17 protein-coding genes are annotated in these 23,510 nt (G+C 66.3%); 5 read left to right on the top strand and 12 right to left on the bottom strand.

The features are described from left to right. Positions 1-171: 171 nt before the first annotated feature. Entirely contained in the window at positions 172-1,269 is a 1,098-nt protein-coding gene (locus RZV17_RS16640; RefSeq protein ID WP_243851679.1) for a polysaccharide lyase family 1 protein, read from the top strand. Between the two features lie 167 nt (positions 1,270-1,436). Here the strand turns inward: RZV17_RS16640 and RZV17_RS16635 are convergent, their stop codons facing one another. Next, on the bottom strand, positions 1,437-3,410 hold the full coding sequence (locus RZV17_RS16635; RefSeq protein ID WP_355605107.1) for a transglycosylase SLT domain-containing protein: 1,974 nt from the start codon (positions 3,408-3,410) through the stop codon (positions 1,437-1,439). 308 nt (positions 3,411-3,718) lie between these two features. On the opposite strand from RZV17_RS16635, the gene RZV17_RS16630 reads away from it, so the two are divergent. Beyond that, positions 3,719-6,598 (top strand): TonB-dependent receptor, encoded by a 2,880-nt coding sequence (locus tag RZV17_RS16630; RefSeq protein WP_355605104.1) that lies wholly within the window; start codon positions 3,719-3,721, stop codon positions 6,596-6,598. 184 nt (positions 6,599-6,782) lie between these two features. Here the strand turns inward: RZV17_RS16630 and RZV17_RS16625 are convergent, their stop codons facing one another. From RZV17_RS16625 to RZV17_RS16585, 9 genes are all read right to left on the bottom strand, one after another. After that, on the bottom strand, positions 6,783-7,985 hold the full coding sequence (locus tag RZV17_RS16625) for an FAD-dependent monooxygenase (RefSeq protein WP_355605101.1): 1,203 nt from the start codon (positions 7,983-7,985) through the stop codon (positions 6,783-6,785). Between the two features lie 58 nt (positions 7,986-8,043). Next, positions 8,044-8,493 carry a MarR family winged helix-turn-helix transcriptional regulator gene (locus tag RZV17_RS16620; protein ID WP_166749540.1) on the bottom strand — a complete coding sequence of 150 codons (450 nt, stop codon included), beginning with the start codon at positions 8,491-8,493 and terminating at the stop codon, positions 8,044-8,046. Between the two features lie 195 nt (positions 8,494-8,688). After that, positions 8,689-10,359, bottom strand: coding sequence for a choline dehydrogenase (betA, locus tag RZV17_RS16615; protein ID WP_355605098.1), 1,671 nt, complete (start codon positions 10,357-10,359; stop codon positions 8,689-8,691). 145 nt (positions 10,360-10,504) lie between these two features. Continuing rightward, positions 10,505-11,977, bottom strand: coding sequence for a betaine-aldehyde dehydrogenase (gene betB / locus RZV17_RS16610; protein ID WP_355605095.1), 1,473 nt, complete (start codon positions 11,975-11,977; stop codon positions 10,505-10,507). A gap of 38 nt (positions 11,978-12,015) precedes the next feature. Beyond that, the gene (gene betT, locus RZV17_RS16605; protein WP_355605092.1) at positions 12,016-13,995 is read right to left on the bottom strand and encodes a choline BCCT transporter BetT; all 1,980 of its coding nucleotides are present in this window, start codon (positions 13,993-13,995) and stop codon (positions 12,016-12,018) included. A gap of 134 nt (positions 13,996-14,129) precedes the next feature. After that, positions 14,130-14,867, bottom strand: a complete 738-nt coding sequence (locus tag RZV17_RS16600; protein ID WP_047694993.1) for an endonuclease/exonuclease/phosphatase family protein — start codon at positions 14,865-14,867, stop codon at positions 14,130-14,132. Positions 14,868-14,916: 49 nt separating this feature from the next. Beyond that, positions 14,917-15,717 (bottom strand): thiol:disulfide interchange protein DsbA/DsbL, encoded by an 801-nt coding sequence (locus RZV17_RS16595; RefSeq protein WP_355605089.1) that lies wholly within the window; start codon positions 15,715-15,717, stop codon positions 14,917-14,919. A gap of 91 nt (positions 15,718-15,808) precedes the next feature. Further along, positions 15,809-16,459 carry a thiol:disulfide interchange protein DsbA/DsbL gene (locus RZV17_RS16590; protein WP_039411915.1) on the bottom strand — a complete coding sequence of 217 codons (651 nt, stop codon included), beginning with the start codon at positions 16,457-16,459 and terminating at the stop codon, positions 15,809-15,811. Positions 16,460-16,552: 93 nt separating this feature from the next. Continuing rightward, positions 16,553-17,350 (bottom strand): c-type cytochrome, encoded by a 798-nt coding sequence (locus RZV17_RS16585; RefSeq protein ID WP_039411918.1) that lies wholly within the window; start codon positions 17,348-17,350, stop codon positions 16,553-16,555. 144 nt (positions 17,351-17,494) lie between these two features. Between RZV17_RS16585 and yihA the strand changes: the two genes are divergently transcribed. Together yihA and RZV17_RS16575 are read left to right on the top strand one after the other, a co-directional pair. Continuing rightward, positions 17,495-18,118 (top strand): ribosome biogenesis GTP-binding protein YihA/YsxC, encoded by a 624-nt coding sequence (gene yihA, locus RZV17_RS16580; RefSeq protein ID WP_355605084.1) that lies wholly within the window; start codon positions 17,495-17,497, stop codon positions 18,116-18,118. 304 nt (positions 18,119-18,422) lie between these two features. Further along, positions 18,423-19,787 (top strand): glutamate--cysteine ligase, encoded by a 1,365-nt coding sequence (locus RZV17_RS16575; RefSeq protein ID WP_355605081.1) that lies wholly within the window; start codon positions 18,423-18,425, stop codon positions 19,785-19,787. 220 nt (positions 19,788-20,007) lie between these two features. Here RZV17_RS16575 and RZV17_RS16570 read toward each other — a convergent pair whose 3' ends face one another. Both RZV17_RS16570 and RZV17_RS16565 read right to left on the bottom strand, forming a co-directional pair. Next, a complete protein-coding gene (locus RZV17_RS16570; protein ID WP_355605078.1) occupies positions 20,008-21,501 on the bottom strand; it encodes an ATP-binding protein in 1,494 nt (497 codons plus the stop codon). Beyond that, positions 21,498-22,217, bottom strand: a complete 720-nt coding sequence (locus tag RZV17_RS16565; RefSeq protein WP_081422439.1) for a response regulator — start codon at positions 22,215-22,217, stop codon at positions 21,498-21,500. The genes RZV17_RS16570 and RZV17_RS16565 overlap by 4 nt, the downstream gene beginning before the upstream one ends. A 137-nt stretch (positions 22,218-22,354) precedes the next feature. Between RZV17_RS16565 and RZV17_RS16560 the strand changes: the two genes are divergently transcribed. Further along, on the top strand, positions 22,355-23,470 hold the full coding sequence (locus RZV17_RS16560) for a glycosyltransferase (protein WP_355605074.1): 1,116 nt from the start codon (positions 22,355-22,357) through the stop codon (positions 23,468-23,470). Positions 23,471-23,510: the final 40 nt, after the last annotated feature.

Raw genomic sequence — 23,510 nt, 5'->3', positions numbered from 1 at the left:
AATGTACATACGCATTAGCATCGGACGGGCTCGCTAGGGGACTGGCCTGATGGCCTGGGCGAGCGCACGGGGAGCACACCGCATGGCGGTGTGCCATGCACCACTCATTCAAGAGATTTGATCACCATGTCGAAAGCATCGACTGTTGTGGGACGTACCGTTGTGGGCGTCATGTTGAGCGCCACGTTGTTGTCGACCACGGCCCTCGCCGCCGACCCTGCGCTGGAGGTTGCCACCACTGGTTGGGCCACCCAGAACGGTGGTACCAAGGGCGGTTCCAAGGCGGCGGCCGCGAACATCTACACCGTCAGCACCGCAGCACAATTGAAGGCCGCATTGAAGGCCAGCGTCGGCAGCAACGGGCGCATCATCAAGGTCAAGGGTGTCATCGACATCAGCGAAGGCAAGCCCTACACCAAGACCTCGGACATGAAGACGCGTGCGCGCCTGGACATCCCGACCAAGACCACCTTGATCGGCGTCGGCACCAATGCGGAAATTCGCGAGGGCTATTTCTACGTCAAGGCCAACGACGTCATCGTGCGTAACCTCACCATCGAAAATCCGTGGGATCCGGAGCCGAAGTGGGACGCCGACGATGGCGACAAGGGCAACTGGAATTCCGAGTACGACGGCCTGACCGTGGAAGGCGCCACCAACGTGTGGGTGGACCATGTCACCTTCACCGATGGTCGCCGCACCGACGACCAGAACGGCACCGCCAACGGCCGCCCCAAGCAGCACCACGACGGCGCGATGGACGTCAAGAAAGGCGCCAACTTCGTGACCATCTCGTACTCGGCGTTCAAGTCGCACGAGAAGAACGACTTGATCGGTTCCAGCGACAGCGCTTCCAGCACCGATAGCGGCAAGCTCAAGGTCACCATCCACAACACCTTGTTCGAGAACATCTCCGCGCGTGCGCCGCGGGTGCGCTTCGGCCAGGTGCATCTGTACAACAACTACCACGTGGGCAGCACCAGCCATAAGGTGTACCCGTTCTCGCACGCACATGGCGTGGGCAAGGAATCGAAGATCTTCTCCGAGAACAATGCCTTCGACATCAGCGGTGTGAGCAGCTGCGACAAGATCGCTGCCGACTACAAGGGCAGCGTGTACCGCGACCAGGGCTCGCTGCTCAATGGCAAGGCGCTGAGCTGCTCATGGAACAGCAACATCGGCTGGAAGCCGCCGTACACCTACAACCTGCTGTCTGCCAACAAGGTCGCTGCAGACGTCAAGGCCAAGGCCGGTGCCGGCAAGCTGTAACCAGGTGCAGGCAACGCTGTGATGGCTGCAACGCCGAACAGCAACACCCAACGCCCGCAACACTGCGGGCGTTGGTCATTGTGAGCCTGGGTATTCGCTACGACACGCTGCGCACTGGCGCAGCGCAGCCATTCAGCCCCATCGCCTGTCTGCCGGCCGACGCGTCCTCAGTCCTGCGCAGCGTTGCTCGTGCCCTGGCCCGGCGCGCAGACCGGCTTCTGGCGTTTGTCCACCAGCTTGCCCATCAGGCGATCGCTGAGCGGGAGCATGTCGCCGTTGAGTTGCCAGTCGTAGATCACGCTGAAGGCCAGCACGCGCGCAACATAGTCGCGGGTTTCCTTGTAGCTGATGGTCTCGATCCAGAAGTCCGGCTCGAAGCCGGGGCGCTGCGATAGCCAACGGCCGGTCGGGGCGGGGCCGGCATTGTAGGCGGCGATGGTGAGGTAGGGCAGGCCGTAGGTGTTGAGCAACTGACGCAGGTAGGCGGTGCCGATGGCGATATTGGTGTCCGGCTCGTACAGGCTGGCGGCGCCGGCATAGCCGGGCAGGGCGATCCCCTTGGCCACCGCCGCGCCGGTGCCCGGCAATACCTGCATCAGGCCCATCGCATTGGCGGGCGAGCGTGCGCGCGGATTGAAGATGCTCTCGGCACGGATCTCCGCGGCCACCCAGGCCGGGTCGATCGCATTCTTGGCAGCTTCGCGACGAATGCTGTCGTCGTGATGCAGCGGGAAGCGCAGCGAATACAGCCGCTGCTCGTCCGGTTGCTTGCCAAGTGCAAACACCGCGCGGTCGAACCAGCCGTTGTCGCTGGCCACTTCCACGGCCAGACGGCGCTGGGTGTCATCGAAGCGGCTGGCGGCATCGTTCCATTCGGCCACCGCCCAGCCGGGACGGTCGATCTGGAACAGGGCGATCGCGCGCATCAGTGCGGGATCGCGTGCCACCGCGGCCTTGGCCTGCGGGCTGTCCTTGGGCTCCCAGGGGCATAGCCGATACGGTTGCTGCACCCGGTCGGCCGCCAGGAAGCCGTGGAAGGTGGGCGACTGCGCCGCTGCGCGATACAGCGGCTGGGCAGCGGCGGCCGCGCCGGTCTTTTCGGTGAGGCGCGCTTCGAAATACTGCCAGCGCGAGTCGGCGCGTTGGCTGGCCGGCATCTTGCGGATTGCTGCCAACGCCGCGGGCCAGTCGCCACGCGCCATCGCCTCGCGCGCGCGCCATTCGTGCAGGCGTTCGTCATAGGCGCCGTCGGGCACCGCATTGAGCCGGCGCGCCGAGTCCGGCAGGTAGGAGGCGACTGTCCAGAGCGCGATCTGATACAGCACCTGGCCGCGTTGTGCGTCGCTGAAACCCAGCGCGCTGGCCAGCGGCGGCAACTGTTGTTCGGCAGCATCGGGGTCGCTCTTGGCGAGCTTGGCCAGGCCATCGACGGCGATGCGGCGGCTGCGTTCGGTCCTGGGCCAACCCAGTGCACGCGGGTGGACCTTGTCGAGAAAGGCAGCGTAATCGGTTGCCAGCGCCAGATCAGCTGCCGGCAAGCCGCGCGCCGCGGTACGCATCACTGCAGGCAGCTGCGCATCGGCGGCGGCTTCCACGCGCTCCCAGCGCAGCGCCGGGGTCAGATCGCCGCGCGCATCCAGGGCGGCAATGACGGGTTCGCAGGCATCGGGCAGGGCCTTGCCGTTGCGCCACAGCCCCAGCGCGTCGCGGCTCCACTGCGCGTCCATCCGTCCGGTGGCTTGCCGCGCAGTGAGGTGTGCGCAGCGCAGGCCCGTATTGTCGGTGTTCTTCCAATTGGCCAGCAGCGTGGTCCAGTCCTGACGCCGTGCCACTGCCGGCAGCCAGGTGCTGCGGAAACTCTCGGCCACCGGCTGGCCGGCGTAGCGCTGCAGAAAGCTCTGCGCCTGCGCGTTCGAGACGGTGTCGATGCTGCGCTTGAGGGTAGCGAACTCCAGCCAGCCATACAGCGGATGGCGGTTCAAGGCAGTGAGCTGGGCGGGATCGGACTGGCCGCGCTCCGCCGCGGCGATGGCATCGCGCATCGCGGTCAGCTGGGGATCGAGGGTTTGCGCATGCAAGGCGGTGCTGCCAAGGCACAGCAGGCCGGCGAGGAGAGCGGCGAAACGGGGGGCAGAAGTCATCGCGTGATGATACCGAAGCAGGGCTGAGCACCTGAGTGAACGCACGAGACAATCATGCCGGCGAACCATGCAGCCCTGACCATGGTCCTCACGCTGTGGCGGCAGCGCGGCGTCATGGCGATCGCCATCGCCATCGCGCGAAATGTGCAGACGCTGGCGCCAGGCACAGGCCGGCCCCGAGCGCGACACGCATCGCAGTGCTGCACCGCCAGATTGCGATGCGTTAAGGTTTCGTTTACAACTTGGCGCGGGACCGCAGGGCACGGGGGCGTGCGGACACTTTGAAGATCCTTCCGGAGAGAGAAAGGATGAAGCGTCTGATTTGCCCGTCGCGGTCGCGCCTGGCCGTGCAGTTGTCGTTGTGTTTGATTCCCACACTCGCCTGGGCGCAACAGCCCGAGGCCGCACCCGGCACGCGCACGCTCGATAGCGTGCAGGTCACCGGTACCCGCATCAAGACGGCCGAGCTGCAAGGCCAGGTGCCGATCCAGACGCTCAACCGCGCCGATATCGAGCGCACCGGCCTGACCTCGATCGGCGAGGTGCTGCAGGAGCTCACCGCGTCCGGTTCGGCGCTCAACGCCAAGTTCAATTCGTCCGGCAATTTCGGTTTTCCGCCCGATGGGGGCGGGGTGGGCGCGGGCTCGGCGCAGGTGGATCTGCGCCATCTCGGCTCCAAGCGCGTGCTGGTGCTGGTCGATGGCATCCGCTGGGTCAACGAATCCTCGGCGTCCGGCGTGGGGTCGTCGACCGACCTCAACACCATTCCGCTGGCGATCGTGGAGCGCATCGAAGTGCTCGAAGACGGCGCCTCGTCGTTGTACGGCTCCGACGCGATCGCCGGCGTGGTCAACATCATCACCCGGCGCACCTTCGATGGCGCGCAGGTCACGCTCAACTACGGTCAGTACGGCAAGGGCGATGGCGCCAACCAGGGTGTGGATCTGGCCTGGGGTACCAGTGGCGAGGATTTCAGCCTGTTTTTGGGCGCCAGCTACGTCAAGCAGGATCCGATCTATGCGCGTGACCGTGCGCAGGCGCGCTTCCCGATCCCCGGTACCGGGCTGACCTTCGGCAGCTCGGCCACGCCGGACGGGCGCTTCCAGTTCGTCGACCCGAACACCGGTGTGCGCCAGAACCTCACCCCCAATGCCGGTGTGGGCACGCCGCAATACGATGGCAGCGCCGGTTGCACGCGCAGCGATGATTACCACTGCTTCGGCACCGCCGATCGCTACAACTTTGCCGAGCAGAACCTGCTGCTGACGCCGTCCGAGCGCAAGGGCGTGTTTGCGCAGTTCCGCTATTACTTCAACGACGATGTGCAGTGGTACGTCAAGGCGTTGGGCAATCGCCGCGAGTCGACCAACCAGGCCGCACCGGAGCCGATCTTTCTCGGCCCCGATGCAGGCACCGGCAATCCGCTGGCCGACAACATCCGGATCTCGGCGCTCAATCCGTTCAATCCGTTCGGCTTCGATCTGGATTCGGCCACCAATCTGATCCAGATCGGCCGGCGCCCGGTGGAAGGCGGGCCGCGGCGCTACCAGCAGCAGGTGGATACGCAGTACGTCGGCACCGGGCTGGTGGGCACCTTCGAGGGCGCCGCGCGGACCTGGTTCTGGGACGTCAACGGCATGTACAGCAAGAACAAGGCCGAGCAGACCAATTACGGCAGCTACAACCTGTTCAACATCAATCTGGCGCTCGGCGACCCGGCTGCATGCGCGGCAGTGGCCGGCTGCGTGCCGCTGGATATCTTCAGCGGCGCCGGCAGCATCACGCCGGACATGTTGCGCTGGATCCAGCCGGTGGTACGCGACCGCAGCCAGAACGAATTGAGCCTGTTCACCGCCAACCTCAGCAGCGAACTGTTCCAGTTGCCGGGCGGCGCGGTGTCGTTTGCCACCGGCTACGAATACCGCAAGTACGAAGGCGCGTATCAGCCCGATCCGCTGACCGTGGCCGGGCGCTACAACGGCGTGCCGTCGTTGCCCACCTCCGGCAGCTACGACGTCAACGAGGCCTATCTCGAACTCAACATCCCGATCTTCGCCAACTCCTCGCTGGGCGACAAACTCGATCTGAACATCGCCGGGCGCTATTCGGATTACTCCACCTTCGGTGGCGAGTTCACCCCCAAGTACGGCCTGCGTTGGCAGGTGACCGACGAGCTGGTGTTGCGCACTAGTTACGCCGAAGGTTTCCGTGCGCCCACCATCGGCGAGCTGTTCGGTTCGGCCGCACGCGCCGACCTGCAGCTGTCGGACCCTTGCTCGATCGGCCTGGGCGGCACCGCACCGCGTGGCAGCGCCGCCAACTGCGCCGCACTGGGCGTGCCGGGCGGGTACCAGCAGGCCAATCAGCAGATCTCGGTGACCACCGGCGGCAATGAACAGCTGGACCCGGAACGCTCACGCAGCTTCAGTGCCGGCTTCGTCTTCAGCCCCGGCTTTGCCAGCAACGCCAGCTGGTCGGACCGGCTTGATCTGGAAGCCACGTTCTATCGCCATCATGTGGATGGTGCGATCCAGGCGATCAACGCGCAGACCCAGCTGGATCTGTGCGTGGACACACTGGACGCGCTGTATTGCAACGGCATTGCACGCGCCTCCACCGGCGGCATCAATGCGTTCAACAACCGCCTGACCAACCTGGGCTCGATCAAGACCGACGGTTGGGACGTGGACGTGTTCTGGACATTGCCGGAAACCGCGTTCGGCCGCTTCAAGCTGTCGTGGCAGAACACCTTCGTGGGCCGCTACGAGGCGCTTGGCGCAGCGGGCCAGCGCCAGCCGCAGGGGCCGGGCATCGAAGTGGTCGACAGCGCGATTCCCGAGTGGACCAGCAACGCCGTGCTGGATTGGTCGCTGGGGAACTGGACGGCGTCGTGGACGGCGCGGCACATCTCCAAGCTCACCGAGCAGTGCGGCGATGCGGTGGAGTTTGCGGTGTGTGGCAATCCGGCCGAGGGCACTAATCAGCTGGATGCAATCACCTATCACGATGCACAGATTGGGTATCGCGTCGATTGGCTCAAGGGCCTGCAACTCACGGCCGGCTTGAACAACGTGTTCGACAAGGACCCACCGATCTGCCTGTCGTGCTCCCTCAACGGCTATGACGCCTCCACCTACGACATTCCCGGCGGGCGTTTCTGGTACGCGCGCGTGGACCTGAAGTTCTAGGGGGCAACCAGACGCCGCGTGGTTCCCAGGGAGGCCCGCGTGTGCTGACATGCAACGGCGGTCATGCACCGGCATGATCGCCTTTGCGCCTGGCATCGGGCCTGGGAGCCGGCCGCCAGGCGCCATATCGATGGATGGAGCGCTGCCGTGCAGTGGTTGCGACGGACCGGCGGCAACGGCCGCTTTAAAGGGTTGCTATCGGACGATAGTCGGGCAAGGCAATCCTGTTTGAATCGCGTGCGAAGCCGTCAGTGACGAGACGGCGAACAATCGGCATGCCTGCCACGCGCATCGCCCCACGCAATAGCGTCAGCCCGGCTGCGGAGTGCGGCCACAGCAGGCGCGGCACGAGCTTGGGAATGTTCTGACCTTCCTTGACGAACGGGCGCATGATCCGTTCGTAGCGCATGCACGCGTGCATCGGCGAGACGGCCTGGGCAAGTTCGCCTGCCAGCACGTAGCTGCCGACCAACGCCAGCGTCGTGCCGATGCCCGACAGCGAGGTGGGGCACCAGGCGGCATCGCCCGTCAGCACCACCCGGCCGGTGGACCACCGCGGCATATGCACCTGGCGCAACACATCGAAATAGAAATCGTCGACGTCGCGCATGGCGGCGAGAATGCGTGGAAATTCCCAGCCATCGTTGGCGAACCGGGTTTCGATGAAGCGCCGTTGCCGCTCCGGCGTCCAGGCGTTCTCGCCTCCGGGCTTTTTTTGTATGCCCAGATAAGCGCCAAGCTTGCCGTCGAGTGCGGGTTTGAGCGTTGCGCCGCGTCCGCCCACCGTGTTGTATTGCCTGGCATAGGCACTGTCGTGCGATTGCCGGGGGATGCTGAAATACGCAAGGGTCAGGTCCATCCAGCGCGGCACGTTCTCGCCGGGAAACACCTGCTCGCGGGTGTGCGACCCAACGCCTTCGGCGACGATGACCGCGTCGTAGCGGGCGCATCGCCCACTGTGGAAGGTGATCTCGACACCGGCCTGGTCCTGGGCGACACCGCAGACGCTGTCGCCGAAGCGATAGGCCACGCGTTCGCGCGAGGCCTCGTACAACATGCGCGCAAGGTCGCCGCGACGGATTTCCAGGTCGGCGGTGGGGCCGCTGTCGGTGTCTGACGCGTCTGCCTTGAACCGCGCAATGACGCGATCGTCTGCGTCCACCCAGTCGGTGCCGAGCTCCCTGGTGCTGCGTTCGAATGCGCGGGCTTCCAGTCCCATGCGGCGCAGCACGTCGCGCGCACTGCCCCGGACATCGACGTTCTGGCCGCCGTCGCGAAACGCCGGTGCGCGTTCGACCACCTCCACCTCGACCCCGTACGCGTCGAGCCACCACGCAGCGGTGGTCCCGGCGACGCTGGCGCCTGTAATGAGTATCCGGCGGGACATGCGACCACTCCTGCAGTGAAGTTACATCACGCATGATACATAAATATCATGCGTGATGCTATTCGGCAGCGAATTCCAGGTTGGCGATGAGCCGGCCGAGAAGCGCCGTCAGCAGGCCGGCGTCCTTGCCGGAAAATCCCGAGACGCCGAGTGCATTGACATCGAGCAGGACGGTACGCCCGGTTGCGGCGGCGTCTTGCCCTGCCGCGGTCAAGCGAACGGTGGCGGCGCGCTTGTCGGTCGACGATGCTTCGCGCGCGATCAGCGCCATCGCTTCAAGCTTGTCCAGCAACGCGGCCATCGCCGGCTGCTTCACCGCAGACTCGCGCACCAGGTCCCGCTGCAGCATCGGGCCCTTCCAGGACAACAGCAGTAATGGCCCGATCAGCGCGAGCGTCAGTCCATGCTCGCGCAGGCGGGCATCGACCAGACGATTGAAGACGCGCGCGGCATGGTTGGCCAGATAGCCGGGCGCGATGGCGGCTTCCGGGTGGATGTCCGAGGTCATGCGCAAAGCATAGCCCACGTGTGCCGGGCTAGGTGCTTGCGTCAATGGTGCTGCAGTCATCTTGCAGGCAGCAGTACCGTTGACGATGAAGTGGCGCCCGGTGCTGCCGCCGAGCGCATGCACCCGCGACGCGTCGCTGCCGATGCGCGGGGCGCCCGGCGCGCTCGCGCTGACAGTTTCAATCAAGCGCTAGGCTCAACGGCGAACCGGCGCATCGCCTGCGATGTAATAGTCGGCCGTGCTGCGCGGCAAGGGAGTGCGCCCGCGCATGCGGTCGGCGATCTTCTCGGCGATCATGATGGTGGTCGCATTGAGGTTGCCGGTAATGATGCGCGGCATGATGGACGCGTCGATCACGCGCAGGCCTTCCATGCCGTGCACGCGGCCCTGCCCATCGACCACGGCCATGTCGTCGGTGCCCATCGCACACGAACACGACGGGTGGTAGGCGGTTTCCGCACGCGCGCGGACGAAGGCATCCAGTTCCGCATCGGTCCTGCAATCGGCGCTCGGGCTGATTTCGCGGCCGCGGTACGCATCGAGCGCGGGCTGGGCGATGATCTCGCGGGTGATACGGATCGCGTCGCGGAATTCCTGCCAGTCCTGGTCGGTGGATTGGTAATTGAACAGGATGGACGGATGCTGATGCGGATCGCGCGACTTGGCATGCACGCGTCCGCGGCTGGGCGTGCGCATCGAGCCGACATGCGCCTGGAAGCCGTGCTCCTTCACCGCATTGCTGCCGTTGTAATTGATGGCGACGGGGAGGAAGTGGTACTGGATGTTGGGCCAGTCGAACTCATCGCGCGTGCGGATGAAGCCGCCGGCTTCGAACTGATTGCTGGCACCGGTGCCGGTGCCGGCGAACAGCCATTCGGCGCCGATCGCAGGCTGGTTCCACCATTGCAAGGCCGGGTACAGCGACACCGGCTTGGTGCACGCGTACTGGATGTAGACCTCCAGATGGTCCTGCAGATTCTGGCCCACGCCTGGCAGGTCGTGCACCAGCTGTACGTCGAGTGCACGCAGCAGATCGGGCGCGCCCACGCCGGAGCGCTGCAACAGTTGCGGCGATGCAATCGCGCCGGCGCACACCAGCACTTCGCGGCGGGCATGCGCATCGATGCCTTCGCTGCTGTTGCCGACCAGGTAATGCACGCCGATGGCGCGCTTGCCGGCAAACAGGATGCGGTCGGTGGTGGCGTGGGTGACGATGTGCAGACCATCGCGCGGCTTGGCCATGTCCAGGTAACCGCGCGCAGTGCTGGCGCGGCGGCCGCGCGGGGTGACGGTGCGATCCATCGGCCCGAAGCCTTCCTGCTGATAGCCGTTGAGATCGTCGGTGCGTGGGTAGCCCGCCTGGACGCCCGCCTCGACCATGGCATGGAACAACACGTTGTTATCGTTCTTCGGTGTTGCCACGCTCACCGGGCCCTCGCCGCCGTGGTAATCGTTGGCGCCGGTATCGCGCGTCTCTGCCTTGCGGAAGTAGGGCAGCACATCGCGGTAGCTCCAGTCCTCCAGGCCCGGTCGCCTGGCCCAGTGATCGAAGTCCAGCGCGTTGCCGCGGATGTAGCACATGCCGTTGATCAGCGAGGAGCCACCCAGGCCCTTGCCGCGCCCGCACTCCATACGCCGGTTGTCCATGTAAGGTTCCGGCTCGGTCTCGTAGGCCCAGTTGTAGCGGCGGCCCTGCAGCGGAAATGCCAGCGCTGCGGGCATCTGGGTGCGGAAGTCCAGGCGGTAGTCCGGCCCGCCTGCTTCGAGCAACAGCACGGTCACGCCCGGGTCTTCGGTCAGGCGCGCGGCCAGCACGTTACCGGCCGAACCTGCGCCGATGATGATGTAGTCGTATTCGCGTTGCATGGTGGTCTCCTGAAGCATCTGCGGTGCAGCGGCAGTCGAAGGTGCTGCGCAGTTGTGCGGTCTTGCTGCGGCAGCGTGTGGCCACGCCCCGCGAATGGTTGGCAGGAGGCAGCCGCCGAGCGACTGCAACCCGGGGGCGAACCCCTCAGAACACCGAGGCGTAGCGTTCCAGCTCGACCTGGACCGATTTGGTACGCGTATACGCCTGCAAGGTGGCCAGGCCGTTCTCGCGCCCCACGCCGGATTGCTTGTAGCCGCCCACCGGCATTGGTGCGGGCGATTCGCCCCAGGTGTTGATCCAGCAGATGCCTGCTTCCAGGCGATGGATCAGCCGATGCGCACGGACCAGATCCGGGGTGACCACGCCGGCCGCCAGGCCATAGCTGGTGGCATTGGCGCGCGCGATCGCCTCGTCCTCCTCGTCGTAGGTGAGCAGGCTCAGCACCGGCCCGAAGATTTCTTCGCGCACGATGGCCATCACGTCGGTGCAATCGCTGAAGATGGTCGGGGCCACGTAATAGCCCTGCGCCAGCGCACCATCGCGCAGGCGCTCGCCGCCGCATAGCAGGCGTGCACCCTCGGCCTTGCCCTGTTCGATGTAGTCGAGCACCCGCTGCATGTGCGCCGCACTGACCAATGGGCCGAAGGTGGTGCGCGTATCCAGCGGGTCGCCGATATGGATGCGTTGCACGCGCGCCAGCAGCCGCGCTTCGAAGGCGTTGCGCAGCGCGCGCGGCACGAACACGCGGGTGCCGTTGGTGCACACCTGCCCGGAGCTGTAGAAGTTGGCCATCATCGCGATGTCGGCGGCCAGATCCAGGTCGGCATCGGCACACACGATCAACGGCGACTTGCCGCCCAGTTCCATGGTCACGTCCTTCAGCGACGAACTCGATGCGCTGGCCATCACCTTGCGGCCGGTGGCGGTGCCGCCGGTGAAGCTGATCTTTTCGATCTGCGGGTGTTCGGTGAGCGCGGTGCCCACGCTGGCACCATCGCCGGGCAGCACGTTGAACACGCCATCGGGCAGGCCGGCTTCGGTGAACAGCTCGGCAAGCTTGAGTGCGGTGAGCGGGGTGACTTCGCTGGGCTTGAAGATCATCGCGTTACCGGCCGCCAGCGCGGGTGCGGCCTTCCACAGCGCGATCTGGATGGGGTAATTCCATGCGCCGATCGCGCCGACCACGCCCAACGGTTCGTGGCGCGTGTAGAAAAAACTGCCTTCGCGCAGCGGCACCTGCGCACCCTGCAGTGCGTGCGCCACACCGGCGTAGTACTCCAGCACGTCGGCGCCGGTGACGACGTCCACGCTGCGGGTTTCGCTCAGCGGTTTGCCGGTATTGAGCGTTTCCAGCTCGGCCAGCGCATCGTTGCGCTCGCGCAGCAATGCCACCGCGCGCAGCAGGATGCGCGAGCGCTCCACCGTGGTCAGCGCCGCCCATTCGCGCTGGCCGGCCCTGGCGCTGTCGACAGCGGCATCCAGGTCGTCGGCACCGGCATTGTGCACGTTGGCCAGCACCTCGCCGGTGGCTGGGTTGACCACTTCGAACGTGTGGCCGCCGCGGGCGGGAACATGACGGCCGCCGATGTACAGCAACTGGTCGGGAAAACGTGGCATGACAAACCTCCTGGGGACAGGCGCCGTAGTGCTGCAACTCAGCGGGTGAGGTGCAGGAACTGCAGGTGACGCTCGTATTGATCGATGATGTCGTTGATGATCTGCTCGCGGCTGTAACCGACCAGGTCGTAATCCTGGCTGCCTTCGTACAGATACACTTCAGCGCGGTAATAGCGCTGGTTGCGCAGGCGCTGTGCGGCAAACGACGGAGTGAGATACCCGCGCAGGACTACCTGGTAGCGGAAACCCTGTTGCTCGCCATGATCGACGCTGATGTCCATGTCGCCGTCGTCGATGCGGCTGCTGACGTTCCAGCCTTCTTCCTGCAGCTGTGCGGTCACCGCCTCGATGGCCGGGCGCACCTGGTCGCGCATGAAGCGATAGACCTCGTCGCGCGCCGGGAAATGCATGGCCTGGCCCAGGCGTTGCCGCCACCCGCCATGATGGCGCGATTGCCCGATCAACGGACTGGGGCTATGCAGCTGTGCACGTTTGCGCTGCGATTCCTCGCTGAGCGCGCGCGACAGCCCCCACGCCATCAACAGCAACACCGCCGAGAACGGCAACGATGCCAGCACCACCGCCGATTTCAGCGCGTCCATGCTGCCGGCCAGCAACAGGCCTGCGGTGACCACGGCAGTGAGCACGCCCCAGAACACGCGCAGCCAGCGCGGCCCGTCGTCGTGCGGTTCGCCGCCATGCGAGGACAGCGTGGACAACACCACCGTGCCGGAATCGGCCGAGGTCACGAAGAACACGAAACTGATCGCCACGGTCACCGTGATCACCGTGCGGCTCCACGGGTAACTCTGCAGCAGCGAATACAACACTGTCTCAGGGGTGTCGATGGCCTGCTGTGCCCACGCTGCCTGGCCGTGGTGCAGGAGCTGATCCAGTGCGCTATTGCCGAAGATCGACAGCCACGCCAGCGTGAAACCGAGCGGTATCAACAGCACGCCCAGCACGAACTCGCGAATGGTGCGCCCGCGCGAAATGCGCGCGATGAACAAGCCCACGAATGGCGCCCAGCCGATCCACCAGGCCCAGTAGAACACCGTCCAGTTGCCCAGCCAGTCGGCGCGGCCGCCATAGGCATATACATCGAAACTCTTGCCGACCACGCTGCCCAGGTAGTCGCCCAGGTTCTGCATCAAGGCATTGAGCAGGTACTGCGTGGGGCCGGCAAACAGCATGAACAGCAACAGCGCGATCGCCAGCAGCATGTTGATGTCCGACATCCAGCGCACGCCTTTTTCCACGCCGGAGACCGCGACAATGATTGCCGCGCCCATCATTGCCGCGATCAGCGCGACCTGCACCCAGTGCGCATGCGGAACGTCCATCAGGGTGCCCAGGCCGGCGTTTAGGTGCAGCACGCCAAAGCCCATGTCCGCGCCCAGGCCGAACACGGTGGCTACGATGCCCAGTGCGTCCACGGTGTAACCGATCGGCCCGTTGATACGCTTGCCGATTAGCGGATACAGCGCCGAACGCAACGCCAGCGGCAGATTGTGGCGGAAGGCGAAATAGGCCAGCGCCATGGCGGCGAGTGCGAACACGCCCCAGCCATGCAGGCCCCAGTGCAGGAACAGCAACTGCATGGCCTGCCGTGCGGATGCTTCGCCGTTGCCGGTGCCGCCCTGGGGCGGCTGCAGATAATGGGTGAGCGGTTCGGAGACGCAGAAGAAGAACAGCGTGATGCTGATGCCGGCCGCGAACAACATGCCGGCCCAGGAGAGATAACTGAATTCCGGTTCGTCGTGATCGGCACCGAGCTTGATGTTGCCGTAGCTGGACAAGGCCACGCCCAGCACGAACACCAGGTACACCGTCATTGCCAGCAGGTAGTACCAGCCGACATTGCGCGAGGCCCAGGTCTGCGCATCCAGCAGCACGCGGCCTGATTCAAGCGGAAACAACGACACCAGCACGGCAAACGTGCACACGACCGTGGCCGCCAGCACGAACACCGGGCGCAGGGTACGGACCGGCTGGGTGTGCGGCGCTGTCGCACTCATGGCAACGCACTCATACGATGCGTATCACGTGATGTGCTCCCAACAAAAAACCGCCTGCGTTATCGCACAGGCGGTGTCGAGGGGGTGTCATCGGTCGAGTTCGCCAGTGCGAACCCGTTGGCAGCTTGCGTGCGCTAGCGCAGCAGCTGCAGTGGCACGCGGATATCCATGCCGACCGCCAGATGATCCGAAAACGCTGCCGGTATGGCTTCGGTGTGTTCGATCACCAGGCTGTCGCTGACCAAGATATGGTCGATCGCCCGGTCCGGCCGCCAGCTCGGGAAGGTATGCACCACGCAACTTGGCGGCTGCAGGCGCGTGTGGCGGTACAGGGCCTGCATTTCCGGCCGGTCGGCCACGCAGTTGAAGTCGCCCATCAGCATGGCGTTGGGATGCTCGGACAGGAGTTCGGCGATGAAGGCCAGTTGCGCCATGCGTGAATTGGCGCCCAGCGACAGATGCGCCACCGCCACCGCAAGCCCCTCGCGGCCCTGCCCGAACTTGGCAAGCAGGATGCCGCGCCCGCCGATGCGGCCGGGCAAGGCATGGTCCTGCACTTCCAGCGGTTCGAGCTTGCTGAGCAGGCCGTTGGCGCTGGAGGCCACCCCACCCATGCGGCGGTTGGGCTGGTGGCTCCAGTAATGGAAGCCGGCGCGCTCGGCCAGGTAGTGGGTCTGGTTGGTGAAGCCCGAGCGCAGGCTGCCCGGGTCGGCTTCCTGCAGGCCGACGATGTCGCGTTCGCCGGCCAGCTTGGCGATGCTGTCCAGGCTGGTGCGCTTTGCTCCCAGCGGCAGCGCATGCGACCAGCTGCGGGTCACGTAATCGCTGTAGCGGCGGGTGCTGGAGCCGGCCTGGATATTGGCGGTCAGCACCCGCAGGGTGCGCGAGTCCGAAGCGTTCACGGCGTTGCGGTCGTCCGGCTCACTTGGCCAGCGTGGCGCGTTCGCGCGCGATCAGGTGATCGGCGATGCGCAGCATGTCCGGGAAGCTCTGGCCCTTGACCAGGTACTTGCCGTTGACGATCAGCGACGGCGTGCCAGTGATCTTGCTGCGGGTGGCGAACTGCTTGGCGCGGTTGGTCTTGGCCGAGACGCCGAAGCTGCTCATGGTGTCGATGAAGGTCTTGGAGTCCACGCCGTACTTGGCGTAGAACGCGGCGATGTCCTGCACCGAATCCTTGCCGCGCTCGCCCTTCAGGCTCTGGTCGACATGGATGGCCTTGTACAGCGCTTCGTGGGTCTTTTCCTGCACGCCCAGCGTTTCGGCGGCGTAGAAGGCGCGCGCGTAGTCATCCCACGGACCACCGAACATCGCCGGCACGTAGACGAAATGCACGTCCGACGGCAGCCCGGCCTTCCACGGCCCGATCAGCGGCTGGAATGCGTTGCAGGCCGGGCAGACATAGCCGAACACCTCCGCCACTTCGATCTTGCCGGCGGCCTGCTGATACGGCTGGCCACCGTCGATGTCCAGATAATCGGTGCCGGCGACCGGCTCCGGGCCATTCGGCGCGCGCGGGGCGGCGCTGGGTGCGGCCGGTGGCGGGGTGGTGGCGCTTTCGCCCACCGCCGGCGGGGCGGCCGGGTCGGCGGCCGGAGCGGGTGCCGTCTCGGCCGCCGGCGTGGTGGCGGCGGGCGCAGTGTCGGACGAGCCGTCCTGGGCCTTGCAGGCGACCAGGATCGGCAGCAGCGCCATCAGCGTCAGGGCGAAGCGGGTCTTCATCGGATTGGATCTCCAGCGTGGGGCGAGGAAAGGGCCGGACGGCCGCGGGGCGCATGATGCCACGGGCGGCTGTCGGTGGCGGTTACGCGGTTCAGCGCTTGGCAGGCGCGGCATGTTCGCGGGCAATCAGGTAGTCGGCCACGCGCAGCATGTCCGGGTAATTGCGCGCGCCGATCAGATAGCGGCCGTTGACGATGAGGGCCGGTGTGCCGGGCAGCTTGCTGCGCAGGGCGAACTCGCGTGCGGCCTTGAGCCTGGCGTCCACCGCCTCGCTCTTGAAGGTGTCGACGAAGCGTTGCTGCGGCACGCCGTAATCGGCATAGAACACGGCCAGTTCGTCTGCAGACACGTTCTGGGTCGGCACGCTCTGCTTTTCATGGATGGCATCGAACATCGCGCGGTGGCTGCGCTTGGCCACGCCCAGGATGTCGGCGGCGAAATAGGCCCGGGCAAACGCATCCCAGAATCCGCCGAAGGCCGCCGGCACCGGGGTGAAGCGCACATACGCGGGCTGCTTGGCGGCCCAGGCCTCCAGCGTGGGTTCGAAGTGCGCGCAATGCGGGCAGGTGTAGCCGAACACCTCGACCACTTCGACCTTGCCGGCCAGCGGCGCATACGGCTGGCCGCCGTCGATCAGGGTGTAGTCCTCGCCTTCGACCGGTGGCGCCGTCTTGTCGGCGGCGCAGGCCGCCAGCGGTACCAGGATCAACAACAGCAGGGACAGGCGGGAAAGCAGATTCATGCGGGCTCCGTGGGGCGAGGGGGAGAGCGGGAAACGACGACGCCGGTCTCGGGACCGGCGTCGTGACACGGTGGGGCAGGTGCGACCGTCAGCTCATGAGCGTGCCGGGGTGCCGGCGGGCATCTGGGCGGCGGCCGCATCGTCGGCGCGGTCGTGCAGACCTTGCAGATAACTGGCCAGCGCCTGGATCTCCTGCTCGGTCAGCGGGTGCGCTACCTGCGCCATGATATTGAACAGCGCCGGATTGCGCTCCTGGGTGGTGCCGGCCTGGTATTCCTTCAGGCGCCGCGCCACGTACTCGGCATGCTGGCCGCCCAGGCGCGGGTAGGCCGGGCCGGGATTGCCGCCGCCGGACGGGCCATGGCAGGCCATGCAGGCCGGTACGCCGCGCGCAATGTCGCCGCCGCGGTAGAGCTTTTCGCCGACCTCGTAGAACTTCATGCCCTGGTACGGGCCCTCGGCAATGGCCGCATCGTCGGCCACCCCGGCGGCGGACTTCTGGGTGGCGAAGTAGGCCCCCAGGTCGCGCATGTCCTGCGCCGTGAGGTCTTTGACGAACGGCACCATGACCGCCGACATGCCGGTGTTGCGTTCGCCGCTGGCGATCAGCGCGACCTGATGCGCCACGTAGCGCTCGGTCTGGCCGGCGATGCGCGGGTACATGGCCACCGCCGGGTTGCCGTCCGGGCCGTGGCAGGCCGCGCAGGCCGCCGCCTTGGCCTGGCCGGCCTTGGCATCGCCCCAGGTGGTCTTGGCCAGATCCACCTCCAGCGGCGCAACGCGCACGGGCGGCGGATCGGGGATCGGCGTGACCGCCGACTGCGCAAATGCCACGGCCGCGATGACCGGCACGGCGAGGGTGGCGAGGACTAGCACACGAGCATGGCGCATCAGCTAAAGCTCCGTATGGACCCGGCCCGCGCGCGTTGGGTGCTGGCTGTGGCAGGCGTGCTTCGATTATCGACACGCCTTTGCGCCAGGGTCAACGAACAGTGCAGCAAAACCGGCAGAGCCCGAACGTGCGATCCTAGGGGGATGTCGCTCCTTATCGAACAAGCCCGCTACCACCTGTCCGCCCACAACGCCCGGCAATTGCCCGACGATGGCGGTTACGAGGTGGCCTTCGCCGGCCGCTCCAACGCCGGAAAATCCAGCGCGCTCAATGCGCTGACCCGCCAGAATTCGCTGGCGCGCGTGTCCAAGACCCCTGGCCGCACCCAGCAGCTGGTGTTCTTCCAGCTCCAGCCCGAGCGCTACCTGGTGGACCTGCCCGGCTACGGCTACGCCAAGGTGCCGCAGGACCTGCAGGCGCATTGGCAGGCCTTCATCGACCGCTATTTCCGCACCCGCGAGGCGCTGCGCGGGCTGGTGGTGGTGATGGACATCCGCCACCCGCTCAAGGATTACGACCTGCAGATGCTCGGCTATGCGGCCGAACGCGGCCTGCCCGCGCACGGCTTGCTGACCAAGGCCGACAAGCTCGGCCGTGGCCAGCAGATGCAGACGCTGCAGAAGGTCAAGAAGGAAGTGACCTCGCGCTTCGGCGACAGCGTGACCGTGCAGACCTATTCCGGCGAATCGCGCCAGGGCGTGGACGAACTGCGCGGGATTGTCGGTGGCTGGCTGGGGCTGGATGTGGAAATGCCCGCCGCCGAGTGATGCCCGGCGGTCGTGACCGCCGCGGCCCATCGATGGCGATGCGCGACGGCGGGCGAAGGCTCGCCGTTTTCGCAGCCACGGCTGGCGACGGCCGGCGTGACAGTGTGTCGTCAGCCAGGCGACGCCCCGGTAGGCGCCATGCCCCTGCGCATTCCGTACCTGGACCACGCCATGCGCATGGATGGAAATCTCAGACCCGGCCGATGGCGGCAATTCTTCCATGCCCTGCGGGTATAGTGCGGGCCTTGCGGTGGCTGGGGAGGACCCCCACATCGTCCCACCCCTTTCGTTTGCGAGCCTGCCCTTGTCGAGTCCCAGCCACGTTGCCGAAACGCCGATCACCGAACGCGCGGAACTGGTCCAGGTGCTGGCCTCCGGCGAAAAGCCGAGTGCGGACTGGCGGATCGGCACCGAGCACGAAAAGTTCGGGTTCCAGCTCGACGACCTGCGTGCGCCCACCTTTGAAGGCGTCCGCGGCATCGAGGCCTTGCTGACCGGCTTGACCCGTTTCGGCTGGGAGCCCGTGCAGGAAAACGGCCACACCATCGCGTTGCTGCGCGACGGCGCCTCGGTGACCCTGGAGCCGGCAGGCCAGCTGGAGCTCTCCGGCGCGGCGGTGGAAACCCTGCACCACACCTGCGTGGAAACCGGCACCCATCTGGACGAGGTGGCGCAGGTGGCCGGCGAGTTGCAGCTCGGGTTCTTGGGCATGGGCTTCCAGCCCAAGTGGCGCCGCGACCAGATGCCGTGGATGCCCAAGGGGCGCTACCAGATCATGAAGAACTACATGCCCAAGGTCGGCTCGCTCGGCCTGGACATGATGACGCGTACCTGCACCGTGCAGGTCAACCTGGATTACGCCACCGAAGCGGACATGGTGAAGAAGTTCCGCGTCTCGCTGGCGCTGCAGCCGATCGCCACCGCGCTGTTTGCCGATTCGCCGTTTACCGAAGGCAAACCCAACGGCTACCTGAGCTACCGCTCGCACATCTGGACCGACACCGACGCCGACCGCACCGGCATGCTGGATTTCGTGTTCGAAGACGGCTTCGGCTACGAGCGCTACGTCGATTACCTGCTCGATGTGCCGATGTATTTTTCCTACCGCGATGGCGTCTATCACGATGCCAGCGGGCAGAGCTTCCGCGACTTCATGCAGGGCAGGCTGCCGGCGCTGCCGGGTGCACTGCCGACGCTGCGCGACTGGTCCGACCACATGACCACCGCGTTTCCGGAAGTGCGTTTGAAGAAATATCTGGAAATGCGCGGCGCCGATGCCGGCCCGTGGGATCGCCTGTGCGCGTTGTCCGCGTTCTGGGTGGGCTTGCTGTACGACCAGACTGCGCTGGATGCGGCCTGGGACCTGGTCAAGGATTTCAGCCCCACCGAGCGGCATGCGCTGCGCGACGGTGTGCCCAGGCACGCGCTGGGCCTGCCGTTCCGCAACGGCACCGCGCGCGATCTGGCAGTGGAGGCGGTCAACATCGCGCGCGAAGGCCTGCGTCGCCGCGCACGCCTGAACCGCGACGGGCAGGACGAGACCGGGTTCCTGGACGTGATCGCCGAGATCGCCGAAAGCGGCGTCACCGCTGCCGAGCGCAAGCTGGCGCTGTATCACGGCGCCTGGAATGGCGATATCGACCGCGTGTTTCGCGAGTTTGCGTACTGAGTGAGCGGCACGCGGCGGAAGGCGCGCCGTGAGGCGGCGCGCATTGCCGTGGGTGACGGTGCGCGCAGTGGATTGTCGGTAGCGCACAGACCGCGTTTTGCGGGTGCGCCCTCCATGCCCATCCGACGACTGCTCGCCAGGCGTTGTCGCCACCGCTGTTGGCACCGCCGCCGTCACTGGTCTCGCGCACTGATCCGCCGTTGGCCGGCGCGCTCTGCGCTCAGCGCCGCTCCGGCATGCACGGCAGGCGCACGGTCACGCGCAATCCGCCCTGGGCGCGATTGTCCAGACGCAGATCGCCGCCATGCGCCAGCACGATGCTGTGCGCCACCGACAGGCCCAGGCCGATGCCGCCGGTGCCGCGATTGCGCGAAGACTCGCCACGCACGAACGGCAGCAGCAGTTGTTCGCGCTGGGTCGGGTCGATGCCGGGGCCGTCGTCGTCGATCCACAGCACGCCGTCCTCGCCGTCGCGCTGCAGGTGCAGGCGGGCACATTTGCCGTATTTGAGCGCATTTTCGAGCAGGTTCATCACCGCGCGACGCAACGCCAGCGGGTCGCCGTCCAGGGTGATCGCCGGGCCCGGCAACAGCACCGCGTCGGCGCCGATATCGGTGGCGTTGTCGACCACGCTTTCCACCAGCAGGCGCAGGTCCAGCGGCGCGCGCTCGCCGCGATGACGATCGTTCTGGATGAAATCCAGTGCGGCGGAGATCATCGCCTTCATCTCGTCGATATCGGCCAGCGCCTTGTCGCGGAGCGGCGGTTGCAGGTCGTCCAGGCGAAACGACAGCCGCGCCAGCGGCGTGCGCAGGTCGTGCGCGATCGCTGCCACCATGTGGGTGCGCTCGTTGATCAGGCGGTTCAGGCGTGCCTGCATGCCGTTGAACGAATCGGCCGCGCGCACGATCTCCGGCGGGCCGCTGCGTTGCAGTGCAGGGGCATGCGGGTTGCGGCCCAGCCGGTCGGCGGCTTCGGCAAAGCGCTTGATCGGCGCCGACAGCGCGCGCGAAAACCACCATGCCAGCGGTACGTTGGCGAGCAGGCCGGCCAGGAACAGCAACACGACGTGCGTCTTGAATTCGGCCGACAGCCGCCGGCGCGGCGACTCCACCGTGCGCCAGCGGCCATCGGGCTGCTGCAGGGCGGCGGTGAAGCCGTCCAGCAGCGGCACGCCGGGTGTCAGCCGTTCGTTTTCCCAGTCTTCCGGCGCCTGGCCCGGCGCTGCTTCACTGCCGAAGGGCCGGCTGTCGGTCGTGACCGCACCCGCACGGGCGGGCGGCCATTCCGCCGGCCGCTGTCCGTGGTCGCCAGCGGCGGCATCGTCCATCTGCGGCAGCCTGCGCGCGCGCTGCAACGGCTGCTCGTCCAGGCGCGGGATCTGGCGCTCGTCGGCGCTGCGATAGAACCGCACATGGCGTGCGTCCACGTCCAGCCAATGCGCCAGAAGCATCTCCGCGAATGGGTCGCGCACCTGGCCAGACGGCGGTGTCGGCGCCTGCGCACCATCGTGCACCTTCAGGGTCTGGGTACCGGCCGGCATGCGCGTGGACAACAGCGCCACCACCTCCGGCGGATGCACCGGTGGCTCGTACACCGGCGTGCGCATCACCAGCAGGGCGATGCCGATCACCTGGGCGGTGAACAGGGCCACCGCCAGCAACACGAACGTACGGGCAAAGATCGACAGCCCGCGCCGTGCCGGCTTGCTCACAGGCGCGAGACGCTCGGCAGCAGCATGTAGCCTTCGTTGCGTACGGTGCGAATCAACTCGGTATGGACGCGCTCATTGATCTTGCGGCGCAGGCGGCTGATCTGGCTGTCGATGGCGCGGTCGTAGACGTCGGTGTCGCGACCGCGGGCATAGTCCAGCAACTGGTCGCGGCTGAGCACCCGCTGCGGGTGCTCGACGAAGGTGCGCAGCAGGGCGAATTCGCCATCGGACAGATTGATGAAGATGCCGGTGGGGTCGCGCAGGTCGCGGCGTACCACGTCCAGCCGCCAGCCGGCGAATTCGTAGACGTTGCCGCGCTGGTCGGCCTGCTCGCTGCTGGCCTGGCTGCGCCGCAGCAGCGCGCGGACCCGGGCCAGCAACTCGCGTGGATTGCAGGGTTTGGCCAGGTAGTCGTCGGCGCCCACTTCCAGGCCGATGATGCGGTCGGTGTCGTTGCCCAGTGCGCTGAGCATGATGACCGCAGGTGAACCGCGCTCGCTGGCCAGGGCACGTGCCGCACTCAACCCATCTTCTCCGGGCATCATCACGTCGAGTACGATGAGGTCCGGGCGGTGCTGCGCCATGCGCGTGCGCATGTCCGCCACGTTTTCGGCCACGTCCACCTGGTAGCCGTGGGCGCTCAGGAATTCGCCGATCAGCTTGCGCAGGTCGGGGTCGTCGTCGACCACAAGAACGCGGGGTTGTTGCATATCCATGGAGGTCATCGTCGGTGGCGCGGAGGTTGGCCCGCGCGGGGTGGTGGCTACCGGATACATGGTGCTCGCAGATGCAAGGCTGGAACAAACATAATAATGATGGATTTTGTCAACCATTGGCACACGTGCAAGGCACCATGACGGGACGGGACATCGCGCAGGACATCATCGCTTCGACACTGCGCCAGCCCGACGGTGTGCGTGCGCAGGCCAGGGCGTTTCCGATGATGCGGGTGATCAGCCGCGACAACGGCGTGGGCCTGACCCGCGACATGGTGCTGATGGCGCAGACCCTGCGCGCCGGTGGCGTGCCGGTGCAGGAACTGGGGTTCACCAGCCAGCGGCTGCAGGACACCGGCCGCGAAGCGCGGCTGTGGGCCAGCCGCGCGCTGTTCGGGCGGGTGCCGCTGCAGATCTTTTCCGAACGCGTCTACGCGCGCTGCCTGGCGCTGGGGCAGATCAATCTGCTGGTGCCCAATCCGGAATGGCTGCTGCCCAAGTGGCTGCCGTTGTTGCCGCGCTTCGATGCGGTGCTGTGCAAGACCCATCATGCCGAGCGGATTTTCCAGAACCTGGGTTGCACCACGCGGTTCATCGGTTTCACCAGCCCGGATCGCTACGACCCGCAGGTGCCGCGGCAGCGCGCGTTTTTCCACCTGGCCGGGCGCAGCACCGCCAAGGGCACCCGCGTGCTGCTGGAGACCTGGAAGCAACACCCCGAGTGGCCGCTGCTGACCGTGGTGCAGAACCCGCGCACCGCCGGCAAGCCGGTGGTGGCGCCGAACATCGATCACCGCGTCCGTTATCTGGACGATGCGGAACTGCGCCGGCTGCAGAATGCCCATCTGTTCCATCTGTGTCCGTCCGAGGCGGAAGGATTCGGTCACTACCTGATGGAGGCGCTCAGCGTCGGCGCGGTGACGCTGGCGACCGATGGCGAGCCCATGAACGAGTTGGTGCGGCCCGAGCATGGCGTGCTGATTCCTGCGGCCGAGGTGCGCCAGCGGCGCCTGGCCTCGTATTACTACGTGGACGCAGCGGGCATTGCGCAGGCGGTGGATACCGCACTCGCCATGCCGCAGGTGCAGCTGGATGCGCTATCGGCCAATGCGCGCGCCTTCTATCAGGCCAACGATGCCGCATTTGCGGCCAGCTTCCGGAATGCGGTGCTGGCATCGCTGCCCGGGCATGTGGCAGACGACGCAGTCGGTGTCGAACCGGTCGGTGTCGAAGCAGTCGTGGTCGAGCGTTGACGTTCGACGTCGATGTGCTGCATTGCTGAACATGCTGCAG

The sequence above is a fragment of the Xanthomonas cannabis genome (assembly GCF_040616535.1).
GTDB lineage: Bacteria > Pseudomonadota > Gammaproteobacteria > Xanthomonadales > Xanthomonadaceae > Xanthomonas > Xanthomonas cannabis.
Note: the sequence above shows the minus strand (reverse complement) of the source record. Positions and strands in the feature narration are given on the sequence as shown.

Coding starts and splice junctions, on each gene's coding strand:
- RZV17_RS16640 (WP_243851679.1), top strand. CDS start 172: ATGTTGAGCGCCACGTTGTTGTCGACCACGGCCCTCGCCGCCGACCCT.
- RZV17_RS16635 (WP_355605107.1), bottom strand. CDS start 3,410: ATGACTTCTGCCCCCCGTTTCGCCGCTCTCCTCGCCGGCCTGCTGTGC.
- RZV17_RS16630 (WP_355605104.1), top strand. CDS start 3,719: ATGAAGCGTCTGATTTGCCCGTCGCGGTCGCGCCTGGCCGTGCAGTTG.
- RZV17_RS16625 (WP_355605101.1), bottom strand. CDS start 7,985: ATGTCCCGCCGGATACTCATTACAGGCGCCAGCGTCGCCGGGACCACC.
- RZV17_RS16620 (WP_166749540.1), bottom strand. CDS start 8,493: ATGACCTCGGACATCCACCCGGAAGCCGCCATCGCGCCCGGCTATCTG.
- betA (WP_355605098.1), bottom strand. CDS start 10,359: ATGCAACGCGAATACGACTACATCATCATCGGCGCAGGTTCGGCCGGT.
- betB (WP_355605095.1), bottom strand. CDS start 11,977: ATGCCACGTTTTCCCGACCAGTTGCTGTACATCGGCGGCCGTCATGTT.
- betT (WP_355605092.1), bottom strand. CDS start 13,995: ATGAGTGCGACAGCGCCGCACACCCAGCCGGTCCGTACCCTGCGCCCG.
- RZV17_RS16595 (WP_355605089.1), bottom strand. CDS start 15,717: ATGAAGACCCGCTTCGCCCTGACGCTGATGGCGCTGCTGCCGATCCTG.
- RZV17_RS16590 (WP_039411915.1), bottom strand. CDS start 16,459: ATGAATCTGCTTTCCCGCCTGTCCCTGCTGTTGTTGATCCTGGTACCG.
- RZV17_RS16585 (WP_039411918.1), bottom strand. CDS start 17,350: ATGCGCCATGCTCGTGTGCTAGTCCTCGCCACCCTCGCCGTGCCGGTC.
- yihA (WP_355605084.1), top strand. CDS start 17,495: ATGTCGCTCCTTATCGAACAAGCCCGCTACCACCTGTCCGCCCACAAC.
- RZV17_RS16565 (WP_081422439.1), bottom strand. CDS start 22,217: ATGGATATGCAACAACCCCGCGTTCTTGTGGTCGACGACGACCCCGAC.
- RZV17_RS16560 (WP_355605074.1), top strand. CDS start 22,355: ATGACGGGACGGGACATCGCGCAGGACATCATCGCTTCGACACTGCGC.